Genomic DNA, 22,594 nt, shown 5'->3' on the forward strand with positions numbered 1-22,594 from the left:
CAGCCCCGTACTCCCTTGACTAGAAATTGCAAACTGCCACAGTTTCATCGCCTGACCCAGACCAACGGTGATTTCGCTCGCACCAGATTTTTTTTGGTAGAAGCTACAGTATCCAGCGCTCTGCCAGCCACTCCTGTTATGTGCGCTGGACGGGTTCACCCTCCAAACTGAAAGCCGCCTAGAAAATGCCAATTCACGCGCGCAGCCAAGTTTCGTACCTTCTGCTGTACATGCTCATTGGCGCTCTAGTTTTGGAAGCCTTGCGCGCCATCGCACTTGGAGAGCTGACCAAATCTGTGCTGGTTATTGCTTCAATATTGACCTTGGTGACTCTTGTAAGTTGGTGGATCAAAGCGGTACAAAGTCGCCGTTGGATTGAGATTGATCCACAAACTAGGCAAGTGACCATCCATACCGTCTCCGCGTTCTTTTCGTCCATCCAAAATCACTACCCTCTAAATCAGTTCAGTTCAGTGCGCTCCTACACGACGATAGGGCGTTTCCCAAAGAACCACGTCGAACTTGTCACGAAGAGTGGGGGCGAAGCTTTGATCGTGGCGGTCTTTTTCCCGGGCATCAAGGCCCCGTCGTTTTGGTCCGTGCCAACAGAAGTTGAGAGCGCAAAGGCGATGCACCTCAGGAGGGAGATTTCCAGTCGGTGCGGGCTTATCGATGGAGGCTTCTTGGGTTCAAAGATGGTCGGAGCACTTCTCGAAACCTGACAAAGGTACGCCGAAGGGGTGGAGCGCTGCTCGTGGCCGATAGCGGCCAGCAAAACCTCCGACAATCCTCAACCTTATCCCTCGCCTGTAAGACCCCATGCCCAGCGACTCCCCCTCCACCCTCCTCCAATCCGGCAACGCCCTCGTCGCCCAAGCGCAGGCCGTGGCCACGCAAGACTTTGCCGCAGCGCGGGCGTTGTGGCGACAGGCGGGCGTGTTGTTTCAACGGGCGCATGACGTTGACCCCACGCAACATGCTGCCGCGTTTCGACTGGGACAGGCATGGGTGGCAGAAGCCCACGCGCTGCAGAAAGAAGGATCCGAAGATGCGACCGCGATGTGGCGCCAGGCGGCACTGCAGTGCGAGGTGGCCTTTGTGCTCGACCCGCACCATGCGGTGACGGCCATGCACATCGCCAGTTGCTATGCCTGGGCGCAAGACGCAGAGGCCAAGCTGGCCTGGGCGCAGATTGCGCAGCATCTGCAGGAAGAACACGCGGCCAACATGGCGGCGGATAAGGCTGCACGCTAGCAGCGCAGCGCGGGCGCGGCCGAGCAACGCGATGGCCCGTGTGGCTGTTCGGCTGTTGGCTGTTCGGCTCCCAACCCCCTGCTGACTGCGCCTGCGGCGGGGCGGTTGCGGGGTGGGCATGGGCGTCGGAGCGCCCATGCCTCGTGCTCTAGCTCGCCGTGGTTGTCCGAGCGGCGCTGCGCAGCAGCAAAGCGAGTTCCACGGCGCACCCCGCAACCGCCCCGACGCAGGTTTGCCCCGTAGCGAAGCGCAGGGGTCGCAGACTGGGGGTCGCCTTTCTTTTGGGTACTTTTCTTTGGCGAAGCAAAGAAAAGTACCTCGCCCGCCGGGGCGACTCCCGGCCTCCGCCCTTTGCAAAGGCACGCCGCTCAAACCAGCGGACAAGCACTGGCTACGACAAGCTCAGCCCGAACGGTTGAGGGTGGTACTCAGACTGCTTCAGACTCAGCCGCCCACCACCGCCCGCCAAACCTCCCCCGCGTGCGACACCACAAACAGCACCAGCCCGATCACCCCCCCCACCACGGTGCCGTTGATACGGATGTACTGCAGGTCCTTGCCAATGTTCAGCTCAATCAGCTGCGTCATCTCCTCGGTATCCCATCGCCGCACGGTGTCCTCAATGTGCTGCGCAATGAACGCCGACACATCCGGCGTCAGCCCCTGCGCCCACCGCTCCAGCCGGTCATTGAACGACTGCCGCAGCGCCGCGTCCCCCGCCAGCGACTCACCCAGCCACAACCCCAGCTTGCCCACCTGCCGCGCCACCACCGAATCGGCATCGGCCAAATCACGCTGCAGCGCACCGCGCAGGTCCAGCCACAGCGCCTGCACGTAGCCGCCCACGGTGGCGTCGGTCTGCAGCCAGGTGCGGATCTCCTCGCCCTTGCGCGCCCATTCCGGGTCGCTGCGCAGGCGCTCGATATAGCGCTGCACCGCCACATCAAACTGCGCACGCAGTGCGTGCTGCGGGTTGGCGGCCACATCGGCCATCAGGCTCTCCAGCGCGCGGGCCAGCAGGGCCGAGCCCTTGTCGCCCAGCCAGTCGCTGGGCAGCAACTTCTCGGTGCGCGGGTGGTCCTTCTTGAGCCAGACCACGATGGACTGCGCGACCCAGGTGCGGGTTTGCTCGTTCTGCAGCAGTTCGATGAGCTTGGCCAGCACGTCGTCCAGCAGCGCCTGGTGGCGGCCGTTGTGCGTGAGGGTATCCAGCACCGCCGCCAGGGCGCGCGACATGTCCACTTGGCCAATCAATGCGCGCGCCGCCTTCTGGATGAAACGCTCTACCTGCGCGTCCTGCACCATCTCCAGTGCGGTCGACGCCAGGCGCGTGGCCTGGTGGCCCAGTAGCGCAGCGTTGCCGGGGGTAGTCAGCCACTGCGCCAGCCGCTCGGCGGGGTCGTGCCGGCGGATCAGCGCCACGAGCGAGGGCACATCCAGGAACTTGTCGCGCACAAAGGTGGCCAGATTGCGGCCGATGCGCGCCTGGTTGCGCGCGATGACCGCCGTGTGCGGAATGGGAAGGCCCAGCGGGCGGCGGAACAGCGCCACCACCGCAAACCAGTCCGCCAGCGCCCCCACCATGGCAGCCTCGGCCATGGCCTTGACGCCGTTGAGCCACAGGCCGCGTTCGACCACGCTGGTGGCCACAAACACGGCCGTGACCAGCAGCAACAGGCCCAGGGCTTGTCGCTTGGCACGCCGCAGGGCGCGCGCCGGATCTTCGGCGTTTGAGTGGGATGGAGGAGCGCTGCTGCTCATGCCGACAAGCCGCGCGCGGGTCTGCTCACTGCAGCGCCCTAACGCGGGTCAGGGTGCTGCCGCAATCTGGTCCAACGCTTTCGACAAATGGCCCACTGTGCGGTCCACGTTGTGCCACTTCTCCAGCCCGAACAGGCCGATGCGGAAGGTCTTGAAGTCCGGGCCTTCGTCGCACTGCAGCGGCACGCCAGCAGCGGTCTGCAGGCCCACTTCCATGAACTTCTTGCCGTTCTGGATGCCGGGGTCGGTGGTGTAGCTCACCACCACACCGGGCGCCTTGAAGCCATCGGCCGCCACGCTGGGGAAGCCGCGCGACTCGAGCAGCGCGCGCACCTTGGTGCCCAGCTCAATCTGCTCCTCGCGCACCTTGGCAAAGCCGTAGGCGCGCGTCTCAGCCATCACTTCGGACAGGCGCACCAGCGCATCGGTGGGCATGGTGGTGTGGTACGCGTGCTGGCCTTTTTCGTAGCCCTCGGCAATCTGCATCCACTTCTTGAGGTCGCACGAAAAGCTGCTGCTCGTGGTGCCCTCGATGGCTTCGCGCGCACGCTCGGACAGCATCACCATGGCGCAGCAAGGCGATCCGCTCCAGCCCTTTTGCGGTGCGCTGATGAGCACATCCACGCCCGTGGCCTGCATGTCCACCCACATCGCGCCGGACGCTACACAGTCCAGCACAAACAGCGCGCCCACTTCGTGCGCGGCGGCTGTGATGGTGCGCAGGTAGTCGTCACTCAGGATGATGCCGCTGGCGGTCTCCACATGGGGGGCGAACACGACCTTGGGCTTTTCGGCCCGGATGGTGGCGGCAACTTCTTCAGCGGGGCATGGAGCCCAGGGCGCCTGCGGGCCGCTGCCCTGCTGGCGCGCCTTGCACACCACGGAGCCGCCACCCAGGCCTTTGTCGGCGTCAAAGATCTGCGTCCAGCGGTAGCTGAACCAGCCATTGCGCACGATGAGCACCTTCTCGCGGTTGGCGAACTGGCGCGCCACGGCTTCCATGCCGAAGGTGCCGCTGCCAGGCACCAGCACGGCGGTGTGGGCGTGGTAGACCTCTTTCAGCGTGCCCAAAATGTCCTGCACTACGCCGGTGAAGCGTTTGGACATGTGGTTGAGCGCGCGGTCGGTGTAGACCACCGAAAATTCGAGCAGGCCATCAGGGTCGATATCGGGCAGCAGTCCGGGCATGGTGCAAAGTCTCCATCAAACAGGGGCGCCACCCCGGCACGGGGTGGGCAAGGCGGGCCAGCTTAGCATGCACAGCGCGGCCCGCGCAGGGGCTACCAGGTGTCGATGAACCGGTGCCCCACCGGCCCCACCTGCGCCGACGCCAGCCCCCGCGCCAGCCATGCCCGTGTGTCGGCCGGGTCGATCACCGCGTCGATCTCCAGCGTGGCGGCCATGTGCATCGCCTCGCCGTTGGCGTAGGACTTGGCCAGCAGCTTGGCAAACAGGGCGTCGCGCTCGGTGCCCTCGGGCAGGGCCTCCAGCTCCTTGCGAAAGCCCAGGCGCACGGCGCCTTCGAGCCCCATGGCGCCAAACTCACCCGTGGGCCACGCCACCGTGAACACGGGCGCATGAAAGCCCCCGGCCGTCATGCCCATGGCGCCCAGGCCGTAGCCCTTGCGCAGAACCACACTGAAGGTGGGCACGCGCAGGCTGGCAGCGGTGACGAACAGGCGGCTCACGTGGCGCACCTGGGCCGTGGCCTCGACCTCAGGGCCGACCATGAAGCCGGGCGTGTCCACCAGGCTCACGATGGGCAGGCCATGCGCGTTGCACAGCTGCATGAAGCGCGCACCCTTGTCGGCCGCATCGGCGTCGATGGCGCCGCCCAGGTGTTGCGGGTTGTTGGCCAGCAGGCCCACGGGGCGGCCTTCGATGCGCGCGAGTGCGGTGTGGATGCCCGCGCCAAAGCCGGTGCGCAGCAGCAGCAGGCTGCCCTCGTCCACCAGACCGGTCATCGCCGTGCGGGTGTCGTACACGCGCAGGCGGTTCTCGGGCACCACGGCGCGCAGCAGGCGCTGGTCGGGTGCGGACCACTGCGATGTGCGGCCCTGGAAGAACGACAGATAGTGGCACGCAGCGGCCACGGCCTCGGCCTCGTTCTCCACCAACACGTCGATAACGCCGTTGGCATGTTGCACGCGGCTCGGGCCGATCTGCTCGGGCTTGAACACGCCCAGACCGCCGCCTTCGATCATGGCCGGGCCGCCCATGCCGATGTTGCTGCCGCGCGTGGCAATGATCACGTCGCTGCAACCCAGCAAGGCGGCGTTGCCTGCAAAGCAGCGCCCTGCCGCGATGCCGATGACCGGCACCTGGCCCGACAGCGCCGCGTAGCTCGCAAACGTGTGCACATGCAGCCCCGCCACCACGGGCATGTCGGTGTCGCCCGGGCGCCCGCCGCCGCCCTCGGCAAACAGCACCACGGGCAGCTTCTGCGCCAGCGCGATGCCGAGCATGCGGTCGGTCTTGGCGTGGTTGCGTGCGCCCTGGGTGCCCGCGAGCACGGTGGCGTCGTACGACATGACCACGGCGCGGGACTTCTCGTCGCCAAACAGTGCGCCATTGATGCCGCCGATGCCCGTAACCATGCCATCGGCGGGCGTGTTGGCAATGAGGTCCTCCTTGCTGCGGCGGCGGGCCTGCGCGGCGATGGCGAGGGCACCATATTCGATGAAGCTGCCGTCGTCGCACAGGTCGGCAATGTTCTCGCGCGCGGAGCGGCCGCCTTGGACGTGGCGCTTGGCCATGGCGTCGGGGCGCGCGGCGTCGAGCGTGAAGGCGTGGCGGTCGATCACACGTTGCAGGTCGGCACGGATGTGGTCGGGGTCGTGCGCAGCGCTGCCCTGCACTTCGACATCGGCAGCATCATCCACCGCGTCCAGCACCAGCAGCGGCTGCCCCTGCGCGACGTAGCCACCGGCCACGGCCAGCAGCGCGCCCACGCGGCCTGCGTGCGGGGCCAGCAGCACATGCTCCATCTTCATGGCTTCGAGCACGGCCAGCTCGGCGCCTGCGGCGACCACGTCGCCTTCGGCCACGCTCAGCTGCACCAGGCGGGCGGGCATGGGGGCCACCACTGCGCCGTCAGGGGTGTCAGAGGCAATATGCGGGTCTTTTTCCCCTGTAGCGCCAGTCGAATCTGCCTTGATAGCTATATTTTTTGCAGCAATCAGAAGGTCTGGCAGCGCCGACTCCAGCCAGCGCGTGTGCACCTGCTGGCTCTCCATTTCGGGCCGTGTTGCCAGGGCCTGCAGCAGCGCGAGGTTGGTGGCTACACCGTCGATGCGGCACTCGGCCAGCGCGCGCTGCGAGCGGCGCAGCGCATCGGCAAAGCGCGGGCTGCGTGTGTGCACGATGAGCTTGGCCAGCAGCGTGTCGTAGTGCGGCGACGGCGTGGCGCCCGCTGCGCCGTGCGTGTCCACGCGCACTCCGGGGCCTGCGGGCAGGTCAAAGCGGCTGAGCGTGCCGCTGCCTGGGGTGGCGTTGCCCTGCGCATCCAGCGTCTCGGCGTTGATGCGCCACTGCACGGCAAAGCCCAACACGGCGGGCGGTGCGGCCGCGTCCAGGCCGATGTCCTGCAGCGTGCGGCCTGCGGCCAGCGCGATCTGCGCCTGCACCAGATCCACGCCGGTCACTTCTTCGGTGATGGTGTGCTCCACCTGCAGGCGTGGGTTGCATTCGATGAACACAAACGGCAGGTCGTTCGAGGCCAGATCCACCAGAAACTCGAAGGTGCCCAGGCCCTCGTAGGCCACGGCCCGCGCCATGGACAGCGCGGCTGTGGTGATGCGTTCGCGCAGCGGCGCGGGCAGCGAGGGGCTGGGCGAGATCTCCACCACCTTCTGAAAGCGCCGCTGCAGCGTGCACTCGCGCTCGCCCAGCGCGATCACCTCGCGTCCATCGCCCAGCACCTGCACCTCTATGTGGCGGGCGTTGCCCATCAGGCGCTCCACGTACACGCCGTCCACACCAAAGGCGGCCTGCGCCTCGCTGCGGCAGCGCGCGTAGGCAGCGGGCAAGTCATCGGCCGACGCCACCGCGCGCATGCCGCGCCCGCCGCCACCGCCGATGGCCTTGATGACGATGCCGGCATGGGCGTGCTGCGCGAAGAAGGCCTGCGCCTCCTGCAGCGTCACCGCCGCCTGCGTGCCGGGCATGAGCGGCACGCTCTGCTGCTGCGCCAGCGCACGGGCCTGCGCCTTGTCGCCGAACAGCGCGAGCTGCGCAGACGTGGGGCCGATGAAGCGCAGCCCCGCCTCGGCACACGCGCGGGCAAAGTCGGCACGCTCGCTCAGGAATCCATAGCCCGGGTGCACGGCATCACAGCCCTGCGCCTGGGCAATGGCGATGAGGCGCGCACCGTCCAGGTACGCCGCCGGGCCGGTGGCGCCCAGCGCCACGGCCGCACTGGCTGCGTGCACATGGGGGCTGGCGGCGTCATCGTTGGCATACACGGCCACGCTGGTGATGCCCAGGTCGTGCAGGGCGCGCACGGTGCGCAGTGCGATTTCGCCCCGATTGGCAACCAGCACTTTGGTGAACAGAACAGAAGATGGCATGGGGCAGTCGCTATATTTTGTATAGCTGCCAGCGCATATTCATCCGGCGCCAGCAGCCGATTTCTCGTCAGATCACGCAATATCCCGCAGCAGGCGGCGCAGCACCTTGCCCGCGCCCGTGGCGGGCAGCGCGTCGATGAAACGCACCTCGCGGGGAGCCTTGTAGGGCGCCATGTTCTCGCGGCACCAGGCTACGAGCGCAGTGGCGTCCACGTCCTGGCCGGGCTTCTTGACGATGAAGGCGCGCACCACCTCACCCTTTTCCGCATCGGGCACGCCAATCACAGCGGCCTGGGCCACGGCGGGGTGTTTGATGAGCAGGGTCTCGACCTCTTCGGGGAACACGCTGTAGCCCGAAACCTTGATCATTTCCTTGAAACGGCCGATGAAGGTGACATAGCCATCCGCATCGATCTTGCCCATGTCGCCGGTGTAGACCCAGCCATCGCGCAGCGTTTGGGACGTGGCCTCGGGCTTGTTCCAGTAGCCCTTGAAGTTGCCGGGGCCGTGGATGGTGATCTCGCCCACCTCGCCCGTGGGCAGCGGCGCGCCGGTGTCGGGGTCCACGATGCGCAGGGTGTTGCCCGGCACGGGCTTGCCCTGGGTGCCCCAGCGGATCGCGTCCACCGGCATGGCGGTATCCACGGTGTGGGTTTCCGACAGGCCATAGGCCGCCTCGTGCGCAATGCAGTTCGGCGCGAACTGTTGCCACTGCTGGGCCAGCGCCTCGGTGAAGGTGATGCCAAAGCTGGTGACCGGGTTGCGGCGCAGCGCGCTCCAGTCCATGTCGCGTGCGCCGGGCACCTGCATGAGCGCGCCGTTCATGGGCGCGATGCTGTACCACCAGGTCACGCGGTGGCGCTCCAGCGCCTGGGCCACGCCCAGCGGGTCAAAACGGTACAGCAGCACGGCCGTGGCGCCGGTGTAGACCGGCAGGTTCACGCCCATCACCATGCCGGCGATGTGGTACAGCGGCGCCACCGCCAGCAGCGTTTCGTGCGGTGTCATGCCATTGCAGTCGGCCGATGCAGCGGTCTTGAACGTGGCATTGCCGTAGCTCAGCATCGCGCCCTTCGGCAACCCGGTGGTGCCCGAGGTATAGGTCATGAGCGAGACGTCATCCATCGACAGCGCCACGGGCGCTGGCCGAGCGCCTGTGCGCGTGGCCGCCAGAAAATCTTCGCAGCCCGTGGGAGCAGGCGCCATGGCGGCGCGCATGGCCAGCAGCTCGGCGGGTACGTCGATGCTGGGCGCGCCCTCGGGCAGCATCTCGGCATAGCGCACCACAAACACCTGCTGCAGCGTGGTCTTGGCGCGCACCTTGTCCACCACGGGCAGCAGCACATCGGCCGCGACGATCACGCGCGCCTGCAGGTCGGTGAGCTGGTACTCCAGCTCATGCTCCTTGTTCAGCGGCCCGCAAGGGCAGACGATGGCGCCGATCTTCTGGATGCCGTAGTGCGCCATCACGTACTGCGGGCAGTTGTTCATGAACAGTGCCACGGGCTCGCCCTTGGCCACTCCCAGCGCCTGCAGGCGCGCGGCAAATGCATCACTGGCCGCATCAAGCTGCGCCCAGGTGAGGGGCTGGCCGTACCAGAGGTAGGCGATGCGGTCGGGCGTTTCGCGCGCGTGGCGGCGCAGGTGTTCGTGCAGCGGCAGCTGCGGTGCGGCAGAAGGCATGGCGTTGTCTCCGAGGTGTCTGGAATCGCTGGTTCTTGGCGGCCACTCAGGGTTTTCTCTGGGTGGCCGCGCCCGCCAGCGTCTTGCCAATATATACCGCTCGGTAGAACAATGCTACCCATGAGTATAAATCAACCGTCGCGCAAAGGACACCGATGAACCAGCACCCCCCCGTGCAGGCCAACGGCCGCCAGAAGGCCGCCACGGCCGGGTCGGACGAGAAGCGCGAACGCATCTTGCGCGCAGCCGAGGCGCTGTTCGATACGCAGGGCTACGCCAACACCACCATCGAGCAGATCGTGCAGCAGCTGGGCGTGACCAAGCCCTTTGTGTACTACTACTTCCGCAACAAGCAGGAGATCTTCGAGACGCTGTCGTGGGCGCCTGCCGTGGCGTGTTTCACTGCGATGGACTTTGCGGCGGACGATGACCGGCCTGCGCATGTGAAGGTGACGGAAGGCATCGAGCGGCTGATCCGCGCCACGCTGGAGCACCACCCCTCGGCCTTCTTCCCGTACCGCGAGCCGCAGGTGTACCGGCCCGAGTACCTGGCGGCGCAGAAGGATTTGGCGAACCACTTCTACGACCGGCTGTGTGCACTGCTCGAACAGGGCCGCCAGGACGGCATGTTCGAGTTCAACGACACCAAGATCACCGCCCTGGCCGCCTGCAGCCTGCCCGGCTTTCTCTACAACTGGTACCGCCCTGACGGCCGCCTGTCGCAAGACGAGGTGGCGCAGGAGCTGGCGCAGCTGGCCTGGCGTGTGCTGGGGCTGCGGCGAACCCGCAAGCGCAACTCAGCCTGACGCGCACCGCAGCACCCCTACACCAAGCACAACAACCACCGGAGACAAAACCCATGAAAACCGTGTTCCTCACCCCCCTGGCCGCCGCGGCGGCCTTGCTGATCGGCACAGCCGCCAGCGCGCAGGAGACCTTCAAGGTTGCCTACATCGACCCGCTGTCGGGCCCGTTCGCCAACGTGGGTGAGCTGATGCTCACCCACACGCAGTACGCCATCGAGGACATCAACGCCAAGGGCGGCGTGCTCAAGGGCACCAAGCTGCAGCTGCTGCAGTTCGACAGCAAGCTCTCGGCGCAAGAGAGCCAGAGCGCGCTGCAGGCCGCCATTGACCAGGGAGCCAAGGCCATCGTGACGGGCGGCTCGGGCTCCTCCGTGGTCACAGCACTGGTGCAGGCGGCAGCGCGCCACAACCAGCGCAACCCGGGCAAGGAGATCTTGGTGCTGAACCACTCTTCCATCGACCCCGAGCTGACGGGCAAGGCGTGCAACTTCTGGCACTTCCAGTTCGAGGCCAACACGGCCATGAAGATGAAGGCCATTGCCAACTACATCAAGAAGCAGCCGGACATCAAGAAGGTGTACCTGCTGAACCAGGACTACGCCCACGGCAAGCAGTGGGCGCACTACGGCCGCGAGATGGTGGGGCTGGCACGGCCCGACATCCAGTTTGTGGGCGAGGCGCTGCACCCCATTGGCCGCGTGAAGGACTTTGCGCCCTACCTCGCCAAGGTCAAGAGCACGGAGGCCGACTCGGTCATCACCGGTAACTGGGGGCAGGACATGACGCTGTTGCTCAAGGCGGCGGGCGATGCGGGCTACAACCTGCGCTACTTCAATCACAGTGCAGGCTCCATCCCGGGCACGGTGCTGGCGGTATCGCAGGCCAAACAGGGCCAGCTGACCTGGGTGGCCGAATGGCACCCCGGCCAGGCCGACACCCCCAAAGTGGATGCGCTGGCCAAGACCTACAAGGCCAAGACGGGCAAGGACTTTCTCGCTCCGCGCATCGAGATGACGCCCCGCTTCCTCGCTGCAGCCATCAACAAGGCCCAGTCCACCGACCCGGTGAAGGTGGCCCGTGCGCTGGAAGACCTGACCATCGATTCGGTAGTGGGCCCCGTGCGCATGCGCGGCGAAGACCACCAGCTGCTGCTGCCCCAGGTGGTCAACACCATCGCGCCGGTGGACGGCAAAGTGGTGAAGATGGGCTGGGAAGGCACCAACTATGGCTTTCGCACCGATGCCGCCTACACCGGCAATGAGCTGGCGCAAGGCACGGAGTGCAAGATGGCGCGGCCCTGACAGCACGGCGCTGAAGCGCGCCGTAAACCCCACAGCGGCAACCGCCACGGGCCGCCGCTACCATGGCTGGTCATTGCATTCATTGACCCGACCCACAAGGACCGCGCCCATGCCCGACTTTCGCAGCGACACCGTCACCCAGCCCACGCCCGCCATGCGCGAGGCCATGTTCAAGGCCCCGCTGGGCGACGATGTGTTTGCCGACGACCCCTCGGTGAACGCACTGCAGGAGCATGCGGCCGATCTGCTGGGTTTTGAGGCTGCATTGTTCGCCCCCTCGGGCACGCAGACCAACCTGATCGCGCTGTGGGGCCACTGCCAGCGCGGCGACGAGGCCATCGTGGGCCAGAGCTGGCACACCTACCGCTGGGAGGCTGGTGGCATGGCAGTGCTAGGGTCCATCCAGCCACAGCCCGTCGAGACCCAGCCCGACGGCACGCTGCGCGTGGCCGACATCGCCGCCGCCATCAAACCGGACGACCCGCACTTTGCGCGTACCCGGCTGGTGGTGCTGGAGAACACCACCGGCGGCCAGGTGCTGCCGCCCGCCTACATCGCCGAGGTGGCACAGCTGGCGCGCAGCCGGGGGCTGGCCATGCACCTGGACGGCGCACGCATGTTCAACGCCGCCACGGCCAATGCCGCGCGCAACGGCACCGATGTGTACGACGAAGCGCGCGCGCTGTGCAGCCACTTTGATTCCGCGTCGCTGTGCCTGAGCAAGGGCCTGGGTGCACCCGTGGGCTCGCTGGTGCTGGGCTCGCGCGACTTCATCCGGCAGGCGCGCCGCACCCGCAAGATCTTGGGCGGTGGCATGCGCCAGGCCGGAGTGCTGGCCGCTGCGGGCCACTATGCGCTGCAGCACCATGTGCGGCGCCTGGCGGAGGACCACGCCCGCCTGGACCGGCTGGCCCAAGGGCTGGCCGAAGCCAACCGCAGCCACCCTGTGCTGCAGGGCCGCATCACGGTGCTTCCCTGGCAGACCAACATCCTGTTCACCGACCTGCATGCCGATGTGGCAACCGCCTTCACCGCCTGGCTGGCGCAGCACGGCGTGCGCGTGACCAGCAGCCTGTATGGCGGCGCCACGCGGCTGCGCTGGGTGACACACCTGGATGTGAGCGAGGCGGACGTGACAGCGGCGCTGGATTGCGTGGCGCGCTTCGCTGGCTGATGCGCCCCGAGCGTCAGGCGGAGTAAGTCCGCCCGCCGAAGATGCCGGTGCCCACGCGCACCAGGGTGCTGCCCGCCTGGATGGCGGCCTCCAGATCGGCCGTCATGCCCAGGGACAGGGTGTCGAACTGCCCAAGGCCTGGCTCTCCCACCGCCGATATCTCGTCGAAAAGCCTTCTGGCGCTAGCGTGGATTGCCAGTTGCGCTTCCAATTCAGGAGCATGGTCCGGAATGCTCATGAGCCCCCGCACCACCAGGCGTGGCAGTTTTGCGACAGCGCGCACCAGGTCCAGGGCCTCGGCCGGAGCCACGCCCGACTTGGTGGGCCCGCCGTCAATGTTGACCTGGATACATATCTGCAGCGGCGGCAGGTGATCGGGCCGCTGGGCCGACAGGCGCTCGGCGATCTTGAGCCGGTCCACCGTATGCACCCAGTCAAAGTGCTCGGCCACCAGGCGGGTCTTGTTGCTCTGGATGGGGCCGATGCAATGCCACTGCAGCGCCACGCCGGGCAAGGCAGCACGTACGGCGGCAATCTTGTCCACACCCTCCTGGATGTAGTTCTCGCCAAAGGCGCGCTGGCCTGCGGCCACCGCCTCCAGCACCGCATCGGCGCCGAAGGTCTTGGAAACGGCCAGCAGGCCCACCTGGGCCGGGTCGCGCCTGGCCGCCTGGCACGCTTGGGCGATCCGGCCCATAACCTGTTGGAGGTTGTTAGCAATCGTGGTCATAATGTTTGGCAAGCGTACCAAACGATAGAGGGACTCCGTGGACATTACCCAATTGCTCGCGTTCAGTGTGAAGAACAAGGCCTCCGACCTGCACCTCTCCGCCGGTCTGCCGCCCATGATCCGGGTCCACGGCGACGTGCGGCGCATCAACGTGGATGCGCTGGACCACAAGACGGTGCACGCCATGGTGTACGACATCATGAGCGACGCGCAGCGCAAGACGTATGAAGAGTTCCTGGAGGTGGACTTTTCGTTCGAGATCGAAGGCCTGGCCCGTTTCCGCGTCAACGCCTTCAACCAGAACCGGGGCGCGGCCGCCGTGTTCCGGACGATTCCGAGCAAGATCCTGACGCTGGAGCAGCTCAACGCCCCCAAGATCTTTGGCGACCTGGCCTTGAAGCCACGGGGCCTGGTGCTGGTGACCGGCCCCACGGGCTCGGGCAAGTCCACCACTTTGGCCGCCATGGTCAACTACCTCAACGAATCCGAATACGGCCACATCCTCACGGTGGAAGACCCGATCGAATTCGTGCACGAGTCCAAGAAGTGCCTGATCAACCAGCGCGAAGTCGGCCCGATGACGCTGTCGTTCGCGGCGGCCCTGAAGTCCGCACTGCGTGAAGACCCGGACGCCATCCTGGTGGGCGAAATGCGCGACCTGGAAACCATCCGTCTGGCCATGACGGCTGCGGAAACGGGCCACTTGGTGTTCGGCACGCTGCACACATCGAGCGCCGCCAAGACCATCGACCGGATCATCGACGTGTTCCCGGCCGAAGAAAAGGAAATGGTCCGTGCGATGTTGTCCGAATCGCTGCAGGCCGTGATCTCGCAGACGCTGTGCAAGACCAAGGACGGCTCTGGCCGCGTGGCTGCGCACGAGATCATGCTGGGCACCAGCGCCATCCGCAACCTGATCCGCGAGGCCAAGGTGGCGCAGATGTATTCCACCATCCAGACCAGCAACAGCGTGGGCATGCAGACGCTGGACCAGAACCTGACGGACCTCGTGCGCCGCAACATCATCAGCCCGGCTGAAGCACGCAGCAAGGCCAAGATCCCCGAGAACTTCCCCGGCTGAGCCCCCGACAGCACACCCCCATGAACGACCTTGTGGCCCCCGCAGGCGCCGCATACCGGAGCGCGATATGAAAGGCATTTTGAGCCTTCTGAAATTGAAAACCCGCAGCGGCAAATCATCGGACGACCACACGGACTCCGTGCTGTTTTCCACGGCATTTGCGGGCCAGGGTGTGGACGACTCCATGCTGGTGCCCTGGGAGGCTCGTGCTGTGGAAGTGGGCGCCAAGCGCCTGCCCACCAGCCGGGGCGGCAAGCTGCTGCAAGGCCTGTGGGCCAAGGACAAATACATGGCGCACCTGGACAAGGACGCCGTGGAGCGCATGGAGCGCTTTTTTGAGTTTGCGGCCATCCCCTCCAACCGCGACGTGATCCGCCAGGACGAGTACGGCAACTTCATGGTGGTGCTGCTCACCGGCACCATCGCCGTGGACCGCGTGCAGCCCTGGGGCGAACAACTGCGCCTGGCCGAGACACGCCCGGGGGACATCCTGGGCGAGATGTCGCTGCTGGACAGCGGCATTCGCTTTTCGGCCTGCACCACACTGACCGATTGCGAGATCGCCGTGCTCTCCGCCGAGGCCATGGACGACATGATGACCAAGGACCCGCAGCTGGCTGCCAGTCTGATTGCACTGCTGGCGCGCAAGCTGTCGCTGCGCCTGCGCGTGGTGAGTGCGCGCCTGAGCGATAACCAGAAATGATGCACCTATCCTCGACCCAAGATCGTCCGGCAGACGACCACCCCCGGGAGAACTTCTGATGGAACGCGATCAGGCCAGTAAATTCATCAATGACCTGCTCAAGCTGATGGTGAGCCGCAATGGCAGCGACTTGTTCATCACGGCAGAGTTTCCGCCCGCCATCAAGGTCGATGGCAAGGTGACCAAGGTGTCACCGCAGCCCCTCACGCCCAACCACACGCTCACGCTGGCGCGCGCCATCATGAGCGACAAGCAAGTGGCCGACTTCGAGCGCACCAAGGAGTGCAACTTCGCCATTTCGCCCGCTGGCATCGGGCGTTTCCGCGTCAACGCCTTCATCCAGCAGGGCAAGGTCGGCATGGTGTTGCGGACCATTCCGCTCACACTGCCCACCATCGACGGCCTGGGTGTGCCGCAGGTGCTCAAGGAAGTGACGATGACCAAACGCGGCCTGTGCATCCTGGTGGGTGCCACGGGCTCGGGCAAGTCCACCACGCTGGCCGCCATGGTGGACTGGCGCAATGAGAACTCGTTCGGCCACATCATCACGGTGGAAGACCCCATTGAATTCGTGCACCCGCACAAGAACTGCGTGGTGACGCAGCGCGAAGTGGGCCTGGATACCGACAGCTGGGAAGCAGCCCTGAAGAACACGCTGCGCCAAGCGCCCGACGTGATCCTGATGGGCGAAATCCGCGACCGCGAGACCATGGAACATGCGGTGGCGTTTGCAGAAACCGGGCACTTGTGCTTGGCCACGCTGCACGCCAACAGCGCCAACCAGGCGCTGGACCGGATCATCAACTTCTTCCCCGAAGAGCGCCGCGCCCAGTTGTTGATGGACCTGTCGCTCAACCTGCGCGCCATGGTTTCGCAGCGTCTGATCCCCAAGCAGGACGGCAAGGGCCGTGCCGCTGCGGTGGAAGTGATGCTCAACACACCGCTGATCTCCGACCTGATCTTCAAGGGCGAGGTCTCCGAGATCAAGGAGATCATGAAGAAAAGCCGCAACCTGGGCATGCAAACCTTCGACCAGGCGCTGTTCGACGCCTACGAGGCCAACGTCATCAGCTACGAAGACGCGCTGCGCAATGCCGACTCGCTCAACGACCTGCGCCTGCAGATCAAGCTCAACAGCCAGCGCGCCAAGTCGCCCGACCTGGCCCAGGGCACCGAGCATTTCGCGATTGTGTGACTCCAGAGCCAGGCCCACACACCTTTGCCCTGCTTCACCCGCCCTCCTGGGCGGGTTTTCGTTTTCACGCATACTTTTGCATCATCTTGCCGTCACACCATGCCAAGCACTAACCCCCGCAACTACGACACCACCCCTTCCCGCAAAGTCGCCTTTCTGGGCCTGGGCGTGATGGGCTACCCCATGGCAGGCCACCTGGCGCTGGCCGGTCACGAAGTCACCGTGTACAACCGGACCGCGACCAAATCGGTCGCTTGGTGCGCAGAGTACGCGGGCACCAAGGCCCCCCAACATGCAGCCACGCCCCGCGAGGCGGCTGCAGGCGCCGACATCGTGTTCTGCTGCGTGGGCAATGACGATGACCTGCGTTCGGTCACGCTGGGCGCGGACGGCGCCTTTGCAGGCATGAAGCCCGGTGCGATTTTTGTGGACCACACCACGGCGTCGGCCGAGGTGGCGCGCGAGCTGTATGCGGCCGCCCAGGCGCTCGGCCTGCAGTTTGTGGATGCGCCCGTGTCCGGCGGCCAGGCAGGCGCTCAGAACGGCCTGCTGACCGTGATGTGCGGTGGCGATGCCGCAGCCTTCGAGGCCGTCCAGCCCGTGGCCATGGCGTTCTCCCGCGCCTTCACGCTGCTGGGTGCCAGCGGCTCGGGCCAGTTGGCCAAGATGGTCAACCAGATCTGCATCGCCGGGCTGGTGCAGGCCCTGTCGGAAGCCGTGGCGTTTGGCCAGAACGCCGGGCTGGACATGAAGCAGGTGCTGGAGGTGATCGGCAAGGGCGCGGCCCAGAGCTGGCAGATGGACAACCGTGGCAAGACCATGGTGGACGGCAAGTTCGACTTTGGTTTCGCCGTGGACTGGATGCGCAAGGACCTGGGCCTGGTGCTGGACGAAGCCAAGCGCAACGGATCACGCGTGCCGGTAACAGCGCTGGTGGACCAGTTCTATGCCGATGTGCAGAAGATGGGCGGCAACCGCTGGGATACGTCCAGCCTGATTCAGCGCTTGAAGTAACCCCCTCAGCCGCCTGCGGTGTCTACCCTGACAAAGGGCAGACCCGGCGGTCGGGCGAAGCAGGCGTCGTCACAGCCTCACCCCCGGGTGCAACGCCGGCGACGTGTGGCATCGCAGCGGAGCTCCAGCGCTGCGCTGCAAGAAAAAAGTCCCAGACCACGCGCTGTGGTCTGGGACTTGGCCCCTCTGGGCTGAACCCTGTCCTCAGCCGCCGGCCGGCTTGGTGTCCGTGGTGACCGGCGCAGGCTGCGGCGCGATGCGGCGCAGCTCTTCCTCCGAAACGATCTCGAACACACGCACCACCTTGCGCACGTCGCTCACGCCACGGGCGATGTCCGTGGCGCGGTTGGCCTCGCGCTGCGAGACGCGGCCCATCAGGTAGACGATATTGCGCTCAGTCACCACCTTGAAGGAGTTGGCCGAAATGTCCTGCGCGTCCACCAGGCTCGCGCGAACCTTGCCAGTGATGAAGGTGTCCGTGGACCGCTGGCTCAGCGTAGAGCTGGGCATCACGGCCAGATCGTTGACCACGGAGCGCACGTTCTCCACCTGCGACACCATCTGCTCCACCGCCTGGCGGTCCTGGGCCGTAGCGACTTCACCGGTCAGCAGAGCCTGGCGGTTGTAGCTGGTCACGTTGACATGGGCCCGGTCGCCCAGGGCTTCGCGAATGCGGTTGGCCGCGCGCAGCTCGATGCCCTCGTCTTCGATCTGGGTGCCAGCCGTGCGGCGGTCCACCGCCATCACGCCGCCGACCACGGCGCCGCCGACGATCAGGGGCGCGCAAGCCGATAGTGCGGCGGCCAGCGCGGCAGCCGCCAGGGCTGTACCCCCCACGCGGCGGGTGCGATTCAGGGTTGTCGGGTTCATAGTGGGATCTCCTGTTCACCAAGTAACTGTGCGTCCACGCCGTCGCTCAGGCAGTGCAGTACCAGCGTATGGACTTCGCGCACGCGCGCCGCACGGTCGTGGGGCACGCTGATCAAGACGTCGGTCTCCCGCAGCATGGCGGCCAGCTTGCCACCGGTGCGGCCTGCAAGCACCACCACGGTCATGTCGCGCTCGTGCGCGGCTTCGGCGGCAGCCAGCAGGTTGGGGTCGTTTCCGTGCACCGTCAGGGCCAGCAGCACATCGCCCGCCTGGCCCAGGGCACGCACCTGGCGCGCAAACTGCTGGGTGGCATCGTTGCTGCCTGCAGCCGCCGTGAGCAGGGTGCTGTCCGACGTGAGGGCCAGCGCGGCCAGCTCGGGGCGTTCGCGCTCAAAGCCGGCCACGCAAAACGCGGCGAACTGTTGCGCCTCGGCGGCAGACGGACCGTTGCCACAGGCCAGCACCTTGCCGCCGCTGGTCACGCAGGCCAGCACTGCCTGTACGGCTGCGGCGATGGGATGGCTCAGGGTTTGCGCGGCCTGGTACTTCAGGTCGGCGCTGTCGATGAAATGCTGTTGGATGCGTTGCTCAAGCATGAGGGCCCGATGATACCCGCCGCGTGTTACAGCTTTTGTAGCAAAGGGTAGCCACCTGCATTGCGCTGGCGACTAATATGGCGCCCGCCGCTACTGCGCATCGAACGCCGCCTTGAGCCACTGCACCTCCTCCTCCACAAGCACCACGTCAAAACGGCAGGGCGGTGGCGACGGCAAGCGCATTAGGTAGTGCCGCGCAGCGAAGATGATGCGCTGCTGCTTGGTGGCGCTGATGCTGGCACCTGCGCCGCCAAAACCGCTGCGCGCGCGACTGCGAACCTCCACAAACACCAGGGTGCCGTCCCGGTCCCGCATCACCAGATCAATCTCGCCCCCGCCGCGCCCGGGCGTCCGATAATTGCGCACCGCCAGTTGCAGGCCCGCCGCCTGCAGATGGGCCAGGGCCTGGTCCTCGGCAGCGTTGCCCCGCTCACGCGTGGTGGCATTTTTGGCAGCCCCTGGGGTGGCAACGACGGGTGGTTTTTTTCCAAGGAAATTCATTGAGCGCATCTTTCGCTTCAGCCCAGGGTGCGGCGCACGACGCCGCCGCTGCGCAGCATTATCCGCAGGGCGCACTGTACGTGGTGGCCACACCCATCGGCAACCTGGCCGACATCACCCTGCGCGCACTGCATGTGCTGCAACTGGTGGATACGGTGGCTTGCGAAGACACACGCCATACGCAGTCGATGCTGCGCGCCTACGGCATCGACAAGAGCGCCAGCCAGTTGCTGGCTGTGCACCAGCACAACGAGGCCGAAGCTGCACAGAATGTGGTGCACCGGCTGCAGCAGGGACAGCGCGTGGCCTATGTGAGCGACGCAGGCACACCCGGCGTGAGCGACCCTGGGGCGCGCCTGGTGGCAGCGGTGCAGGCAGCAGGCTTGCGCGCCGTGCCGCTGCCGGGTGCCAGCAGCATTACCACCGCATTGAGCGTGGCCGGTGCCGTGGCCCACAGCACCGAGCATGGCGGCTTTGTGTTTGCAGGTTTTCTGCCCGTCAAGAACGCAGAGCGCGCGAACGTGATTGCGCAGAACCTGGCCCATGAGCCCCGCTGCGTGGTGCTGCTCGAAGCCCCCCACCGGATTGGCGAGTTGGCCCAGGCCCTGGCCGTATTGGGCGAGCGCCCCGTCACCCTGGCGCGCGAGCTGACCAAACAGTTTGAAGAAGTCACCACCCAGCCCGCACAGGCGCTGACCGCTTGGCTGGATGGGTCGCCCCAGCGCTCCCGCGGCGAATTTGTGGTGCTGCTGCACCCGGTGCCTGTGGTCAGCGACGCAGGCGACAGCCACCGCGTGCTGCGCCTGTTGCTGGCCGAACTGCCCCTGAAGACCGCCGTGCGCCTGGCCGCCGAGATCACGGGCGCGTCGCGCAACGTGCTGTACGACACCGCGCTGGAGTGGAAGCGCGAGGACGGACCGCAGGACTGACGCCAGATGTTGCTGGGCGGTGTTTGCGATGTTTTCGGGCGATAGCGCTAGTGCAGCATGCCCCAAACGCTATTCAATTGCTAGCAATTCAAGATGCGTGACTACCGCGAAACCGCCAGGCCCGCAGCCACCCCGCCAAACAGATCACCCTCCACTTGCGGGGTTGCCGGGAAGGCCGTGCGCAGCGCCCGGCGCAGTGGCCGCAGCGCCGACGAGCCCCCGGTCAGGTAGATCGCGTCCACACTCCCATCGCCAAGGCCCGCAAGCTGCAGGCAGTCACCTGCGCAAGCCACGACCTGTTCCAGCGGCTGCGCCAAGGACTGCGCCAGCCCGGGCGGCGTGACGGAGGCGCTGAGCCCTGACTCTACCCAGTCGAGGGACATGGGCGCCTCGGCATCGGCCAGCGAAGCGGCGATCTTGGCCTGCTCTACCGTATTGGCCAGGCGGTGGCCCAGCCGCTCATGGAGCACTCGCATCAACCTCGCGTGCAGCGCGGCATCGGCATAGTCGGTGCGCAGATTTTGCGCGTCGCGCAGTGCGCGCGGCGAATACAGCCACTGGATCAGGTGCCAGGTCGAGAGGTCAAAAAACACCCGGCTGGGCACCTCCCGCCCCGACGGGCCGATGTGGCGAAAGCCCAGCAGCGGCATGAGCAGGTCCAGACTCAGGCGCCGGTCAAAGTCCGTGCCGCCGATGTGCACGCCGGTGGTGGCCAGCACATCGCTGCTGCGGTCGGCGCGAGCCATGCGCTCGGGCCCCAGGCGCACCACGGTGAAGTCCGAGGTGCCGCCACCAATGTCCACCACCAGCACCAGCGACTCCCGGTCGATGCGCTGCTCGTAGTCCAGCGCGGCCGCAATGGGCTCGAACTGGAAGCTCACGTTCTCGAATCCTGCAGACAACGCGGCCTGGCGCAGCGCATCCTCAGCCTGCTGATCGCGCTCGGCATCACCATCCACAAAATGCACCGGCCGCCCCATCACCACCCGCCCGGGCATGCCACCCAGTTCGTCGCGGGCCTTTTGCGCCAGCATCCGCAAGAAGAGGCCGATGATGTCCTGGTAGCTGACCAACTGGTTGTGCACCGCCGTCTTGTCCTGCAGCAGCGCACTGCCCAGCAGACTCTTGAGCGAGCGCATCAATCGCCCTTCCGTGCCAGCCAGGTATTGCGCCACTGCATCGCGCCCGAAGTGAGTGCGCTGGTCTTCGGCGTTGAAGAACAGCGCCGTGGGCAGTGTGTGTGCGTCGCCCTCCAGCGCCACCATCCGAGACGGCCCCGCGCCTTGGCGCACCGCCATCGCAGAGTTGGAAGTGCCAAAGTCGATACCAAGGGTGGTGTCCTGCAGAAGGGGCATGGGAACGTGGGGAGAGACAACAAGGAATGCGGTGCGCGGTGCAGGCGGCAGCCAGCACCAAGGCAACGCAGGACTTCAGCATGCAGCACCTGCAATGCAGGGTGCGACCCTGCTTTGGCGGCACGGAATTGAAAAAGCCCTTGATTCTTGCAAATCAAGGGCTTTTGTTTGGTGGCCTGGGGCGGAATCGAACCACCGACACAAGGATTTTCAATGACATCCTCGTGTGCAGCGGATTGCACGCCACACGCAAAACCTAACAAAAACAAGCACTTGCACAACGTCTAACGCAAATGGATTGCAATCAAACGCAATGAAAAGCACCCACTGACCGACCCGACTGTCAGAAACTGCGTCAGAGATTCGGCGCTCTCATTGTAACGGCGACTACCGTGCAGCCGGCCCCAAACCAGAGTCGAAACACGCGAGTTCGGACTTCCCGAAGCTCGCTCACCACGAGCCGTTGACTGAATTCTTGCGGGCCAACGAAGGCGACGCCGGCCAGCCAAGGCCTCGCTTTGCACAGCCCCTAGCGGGATGCATCTTTGCCTTTTGAGGCACCTGATTCTGTGCATTTCTTGCCCCCGGGATATTGGCCGCCCCCGTGCCATTCTTGTCAGTTGCTTTGTCGCTCTGCAGCTAATTTGCAGGGTACTTTGTCGCGCAGCAGCTAAGTTGTGAGGCGTTTTGTCGCTGTGCAGCTAAGTTAGCGGGCGTTTCACTCGAATCAGTCTCACGTTGGCAGAGCGCTTCGGTCTGTTTGTGCTCTACAGCGACACGCCTTCAGCGTTGCCCTGGAATTCGCCGGGGGGCTTTCCTTGTTTCCATCTCGGTCAAAACATCACACATCAGTATCGTCTTGGTCAAGCGAAGGAGAGGACTTTTTCAGTTGCATGTTTTGATAGATTGTTTTTCCGAGCACGTAAGCCAGAAGATTGGAAAACGCTGTCAGCCAGCAGTGTTGATTTCCACGCAGAAGTGACCCACTAACCCCCGGGATTTCCATCCAAACCTGACCCACGTACTAACCCTAACCTGCTGCTTTGCTGAGCAGCAGGAGACCAGGAGTGATA

The 22,594-nt window shown here is 65.6% G+C and carries 19 protein-coding genes; 10 read left to right on the plus strand and 9 right to left on the minus strand.

Annotated features, from left to right (window positions below):
* Positions 1 to 185 precede the first annotated feature (185 nt).
* Positions 186 to 722 (plus strand): hypothetical protein, encoded by a 537-nt coding sequence (locus tag AC1Q64_RS11440; RefSeq protein WP_291434134.1) that lies wholly within the window; start codon positions 186 to 188, stop codon positions 720 to 722.
* Positions 723 to 819: 97 nt separating this feature from the next.
* A complete protein-coding gene (locus AC1Q64_RS11445) occupies positions 820 to 1,254 on the plus strand; it encodes a hypothetical protein (protein ID WP_492251403.1) in 435 nt (144 codons plus the stop codon).
* Positions 1,255 to 1,698: 444 nt separating this feature from the next.
* Here AC1Q64_RS11445 and AC1Q64_RS11450 read toward each other — a convergent pair whose 3' ends face one another.
* The 4 genes from AC1Q64_RS11450 to AC1Q64_RS11465 all read right to left on the minus strand — a co-directional run bounded on the left by AC1Q64_RS11450 (position 1,699) and on the right by AC1Q64_RS11465 (position 9,266).
* Positions 1,699 to 3,015, minus strand: coding sequence for a DUF445 domain-containing protein (locus tag AC1Q64_RS11450; RefSeq protein WP_492251404.1), 1,317 nt, complete (start codon positions 3,013 to 3,015; stop codon positions 1,699 to 1,701).
* A 48-nt stretch (positions 3,016 to 3,063) separates the two neighbouring features.
* Positions 3,064 to 4,203 (minus strand): aminotransferase class V-fold PLP-dependent enzyme, encoded by a 1,140-nt coding sequence (locus AC1Q64_RS11455; protein WP_492251405.1) that lies wholly within the window; start codon positions 4,201 to 4,203, stop codon positions 3,064 to 3,066.
* A gap of 92 nt (positions 4,204 to 4,295) precedes the next feature.
* Positions 4,296 to 7,568 (minus strand): acetyl-CoA carboxylase family protein, encoded by a 3,273-nt coding sequence (locus tag AC1Q64_RS11460; protein ID WP_492251424.1) that lies wholly within the window; start codon positions 7,566 to 7,568, stop codon positions 4,296 to 4,298.
* Between the two features lie 87 nt (positions 7,569 to 7,655).
* A complete protein-coding gene (locus tag AC1Q64_RS11465) occupies positions 7,656 to 9,266 on the minus strand; it encodes an AMP-binding protein (protein ID WP_492251406.1) in 1,611 nt (536 codons plus the stop codon).
* Positions 9,267 to 9,421: 155 nt separating this feature from the next.
* On the opposite strand from AC1Q64_RS11465, the gene AC1Q64_RS11470 reads away from it, so the two are divergent.
* The 3 genes from AC1Q64_RS11470 to ltaE all read left to right on the plus strand — a co-directional run bounded on the left by AC1Q64_RS11470 (position 9,422) and on the right by ltaE (position 12,547).
* Positions 9,422 to 10,072, plus strand: coding sequence for a TetR/AcrR family transcriptional regulator (locus AC1Q64_RS11470; RefSeq protein WP_492251407.1), 651 nt, complete (start codon positions 9,422 to 9,424; stop codon positions 10,070 to 10,072).
* 53 nt (positions 10,073 to 10,125) lie between these two features.
* Positions 10,126 to 11,373, plus strand: a complete 1,248-nt coding sequence (locus AC1Q64_RS11475) for a branched-chain amino acid ABC transporter substrate-binding protein (protein WP_492251408.1) — start codon at positions 10,126 to 10,128, stop codon at positions 11,371 to 11,373.
* Between the two features lie 109 nt (positions 11,374 to 11,482).
* Positions 11,483 to 12,547 carry a low-specificity L-threonine aldolase gene (ltaE, locus tag AC1Q64_RS11480; RefSeq protein ID WP_492251409.1) on the plus strand — a complete coding sequence of 355 codons (1,065 nt, stop codon included), beginning with the start codon at positions 11,483 to 11,485 and terminating at the stop codon, positions 12,545 to 12,547.
* Between the two features lie 13 nt (positions 12,548 to 12,560).
* Here the strand turns inward: ltaE and AC1Q64_RS11485 are convergent, their stop codons facing one another.
* Positions 12,561 to 13,277, minus strand: coding sequence for a YggS family pyridoxal phosphate-dependent enzyme (locus tag AC1Q64_RS11485; RefSeq protein WP_492251410.1), 717 nt, complete (start codon positions 13,275 to 13,277; stop codon positions 12,561 to 12,563).
* A gap of 37 nt (positions 13,278 to 13,314) precedes the next feature.
* Between AC1Q64_RS11485 and AC1Q64_RS11490 the strand changes: the two genes are divergently transcribed.
* The 4 genes from AC1Q64_RS11490 (at position 13,315) to AC1Q64_RS11505 (ending at position 17,270) form a co-directional block, all read left to right on the plus strand.
* On the plus strand, positions 13,315 to 14,358 hold the full coding sequence (locus AC1Q64_RS11490; protein WP_015012257.1) for a type IV pilus twitching motility protein PilT: 1,044 nt from the start codon (positions 13,315 to 13,317) through the stop codon (positions 14,356 to 14,358).
* 67 nt (positions 14,359 to 14,425) lie between these two features.
* The gene (locus tag AC1Q64_RS11495) at positions 14,426 to 15,061 is read left to right on the plus strand and encodes a cyclic nucleotide-binding domain-containing protein (RefSeq protein ID WP_291434154.1); all 636 of its coding nucleotides are present in this window, start codon (positions 14,426 to 14,428) and stop codon (positions 15,059 to 15,061) included.
* Between the two features lie 58 nt (positions 15,062 to 15,119).
* Positions 15,120 to 16,256, plus strand: coding sequence for a PilT/PilU family type 4a pilus ATPase (locus tag AC1Q64_RS11500; protein ID WP_492251411.1), 1,137 nt, complete (start codon positions 15,120 to 15,122; stop codon positions 16,254 to 16,256).
* 99 nt (positions 16,257 to 16,355) lie between these two features.
* Positions 16,356 to 17,270: an NAD(P)-dependent oxidoreductase gene (locus AC1Q64_RS11505; protein ID WP_291434156.1), complete on the plus strand. Its 915-nt coding sequence runs from the start codon at positions 16,356 to 16,358 to the stop codon at positions 17,268 to 17,270.
* Between the two features lie 204 nt (positions 17,271 to 17,474).
* On the opposite strand, the gene AC1Q64_RS11510 is transcribed toward AC1Q64_RS11505, so the two are convergent.
* From AC1Q64_RS11510 to AC1Q64_RS11520, 3 genes are all read right to left on the minus strand, one after another.
* A complete protein-coding gene (locus AC1Q64_RS11510) occupies positions 17,475 to 18,140 on the minus strand; it encodes a BON domain-containing protein (RefSeq protein ID WP_492251412.1) in 666 nt (221 codons plus the stop codon).
* A complete protein-coding gene (locus AC1Q64_RS11515; protein ID WP_291434160.1) occupies positions 18,137 to 18,736 on the minus strand; it encodes an SIS domain-containing protein in 600 nt (199 codons plus the stop codon). Before AC1Q64_RS11515 ends, AC1Q64_RS11510 begins: the two co-directional genes overlap by 4 nt.
* A 90-nt stretch (positions 18,737 to 18,826) precedes the next feature.
* Entirely contained in the window at positions 18,827 to 19,237 is a 411-nt protein-coding gene (locus AC1Q64_RS11520) for a YraN family protein (RefSeq protein WP_492251413.1), read from the minus strand.
* Here AC1Q64_RS11520 and rsmI point away from each other — a divergent pair.
* Positions 19,237 to 20,166: a 16S rRNA (cytidine(1402)-2'-O)-methyltransferase gene (rsmI, locus tag AC1Q64_RS11525; RefSeq protein ID WP_291434163.1), complete on the plus strand. Its 930-nt coding sequence runs from the start codon at positions 19,237 to 19,239 to the stop codon at positions 20,164 to 20,166. The two genes, AC1Q64_RS11520 and rsmI, sit on opposite strands and share 1 nt — an antisense overlap.
* A 101-nt stretch (positions 20,167 to 20,267) precedes the next feature.
* On the opposite strand, the gene AC1Q64_RS11530 is transcribed toward rsmI, so the two are convergent.
* Positions 20,268 to 21,521, minus strand: a complete 1,254-nt coding sequence (locus AC1Q64_RS11530) for an Hsp70 family protein (protein WP_492251414.1) — start codon at positions 21,519 to 21,521, stop codon at positions 20,268 to 20,270.
* Between the last annotated feature and the right edge of the window lie 1,073 nt (positions 21,522 to 22,594).

The sequence above is a fragment of the Acidovorax sp. GW835-FHT14G06 genome, assembly GCF_058793595.1.

Excerpts from the sequence above, each read along its gene's own strand:
- AC1Q64_RS11465 (WP_492251406.1), bottom strand. The coding sequence starts at position 9,266 with ATGCCTTCTGCCGCACCGCAGCTGCCGCTGCACGAACACCTGCGCCGC.
- AC1Q64_RS11495 (WP_291434154.1), top strand. The coding sequence starts at position 14,426 with ATGAAAGGCATTTTGAGCCTTCTGAAATTGAAAACCCGCAGCGGCAAA.
- AC1Q64_RS11530 (WP_492251414.1), bottom strand. The coding sequence starts at position 21,521 with ATGCCCCTTCTGCAGGACACCACCCTTGGTATCGACTTTGGCACTTCC.
- AC1Q64_RS11485 (WP_492251410.1), bottom strand. The coding sequence starts at position 13,277 with ATGACCACGATTGCTAACAACCTCCAACAGGTTATGGGCCGGATCGCC.
- AC1Q64_RS11455 (WP_492251405.1), bottom strand. The coding sequence starts at position 4,203 with ATGCCCGGACTGCTGCCCGATATCGACCCTGATGGCCTGCTCGAATTT.
- AC1Q64_RS11510 (WP_492251412.1), bottom strand. The coding sequence starts at position 18,140 with ATGAACCCGACAACCCTGAATCGCACCCGCCGCGTGGGGGGTACAGCC.
- AC1Q64_RS11440 (WP_291434134.1), top strand. The coding sequence starts at position 186 with ATGCCAATTCACGCGCGCAGCCAAGTTTCGTACCTTCTGCTGTACATG.
- AC1Q64_RS11520 (WP_492251413.1), bottom strand. The coding sequence starts at position 19,237 with ATGAATTTCCTTGGAAAAAAACCACCCGTCGTTGCCACCCCAGGGGCT.
- AC1Q64_RS11470 (WP_492251407.1), top strand. The coding sequence starts at position 9,422 with ATGAACCAGCACCCCCCCGTGCAGGCCAACGGCCGCCAGAAGGCCGCC.
- ltaE (WP_492251409.1), top strand. The coding sequence starts at position 11,483 with ATGCCCGACTTTCGCAGCGACACCGTCACCCAGCCCACGCCCGCCATG.
- AC1Q64_RS11475 (WP_492251408.1), top strand. The coding sequence starts at position 10,126 with ATGAAAACCGTGTTCCTCACCCCCCTGGCCGCCGCGGCGGCCTTGCTG.
- AC1Q64_RS11515 (WP_291434160.1), bottom strand. The coding sequence starts at position 18,736 with ATGCTTGAGCAACGCATCCAACAGCATTTCATCGACAGCGCCGACCTG.
- AC1Q64_RS11505 (WP_291434156.1), top strand. The coding sequence starts at position 16,356 with ATGCCAAGCACTAACCCCCGCAACTACGACACCACCCCTTCCCGCAAA.
- AC1Q64_RS11445 (WP_492251403.1), top strand. The coding sequence starts at position 820 with ATGCCCAGCGACTCCCCCTCCACCCTCCTCCAATCCGGCAACGCCCTC.
- AC1Q64_RS11500 (WP_492251411.1), top strand. The coding sequence starts at position 15,120 with ATGGAACGCGATCAGGCCAGTAAATTCATCAATGACCTGCTCAAGCTG.
- AC1Q64_RS11450 (WP_492251404.1), bottom strand. The coding sequence starts at position 3,015 with ATGAGCAGCAGCGCTCCTCCATCCCACTCAAACGCCGAAGATCCGGCG.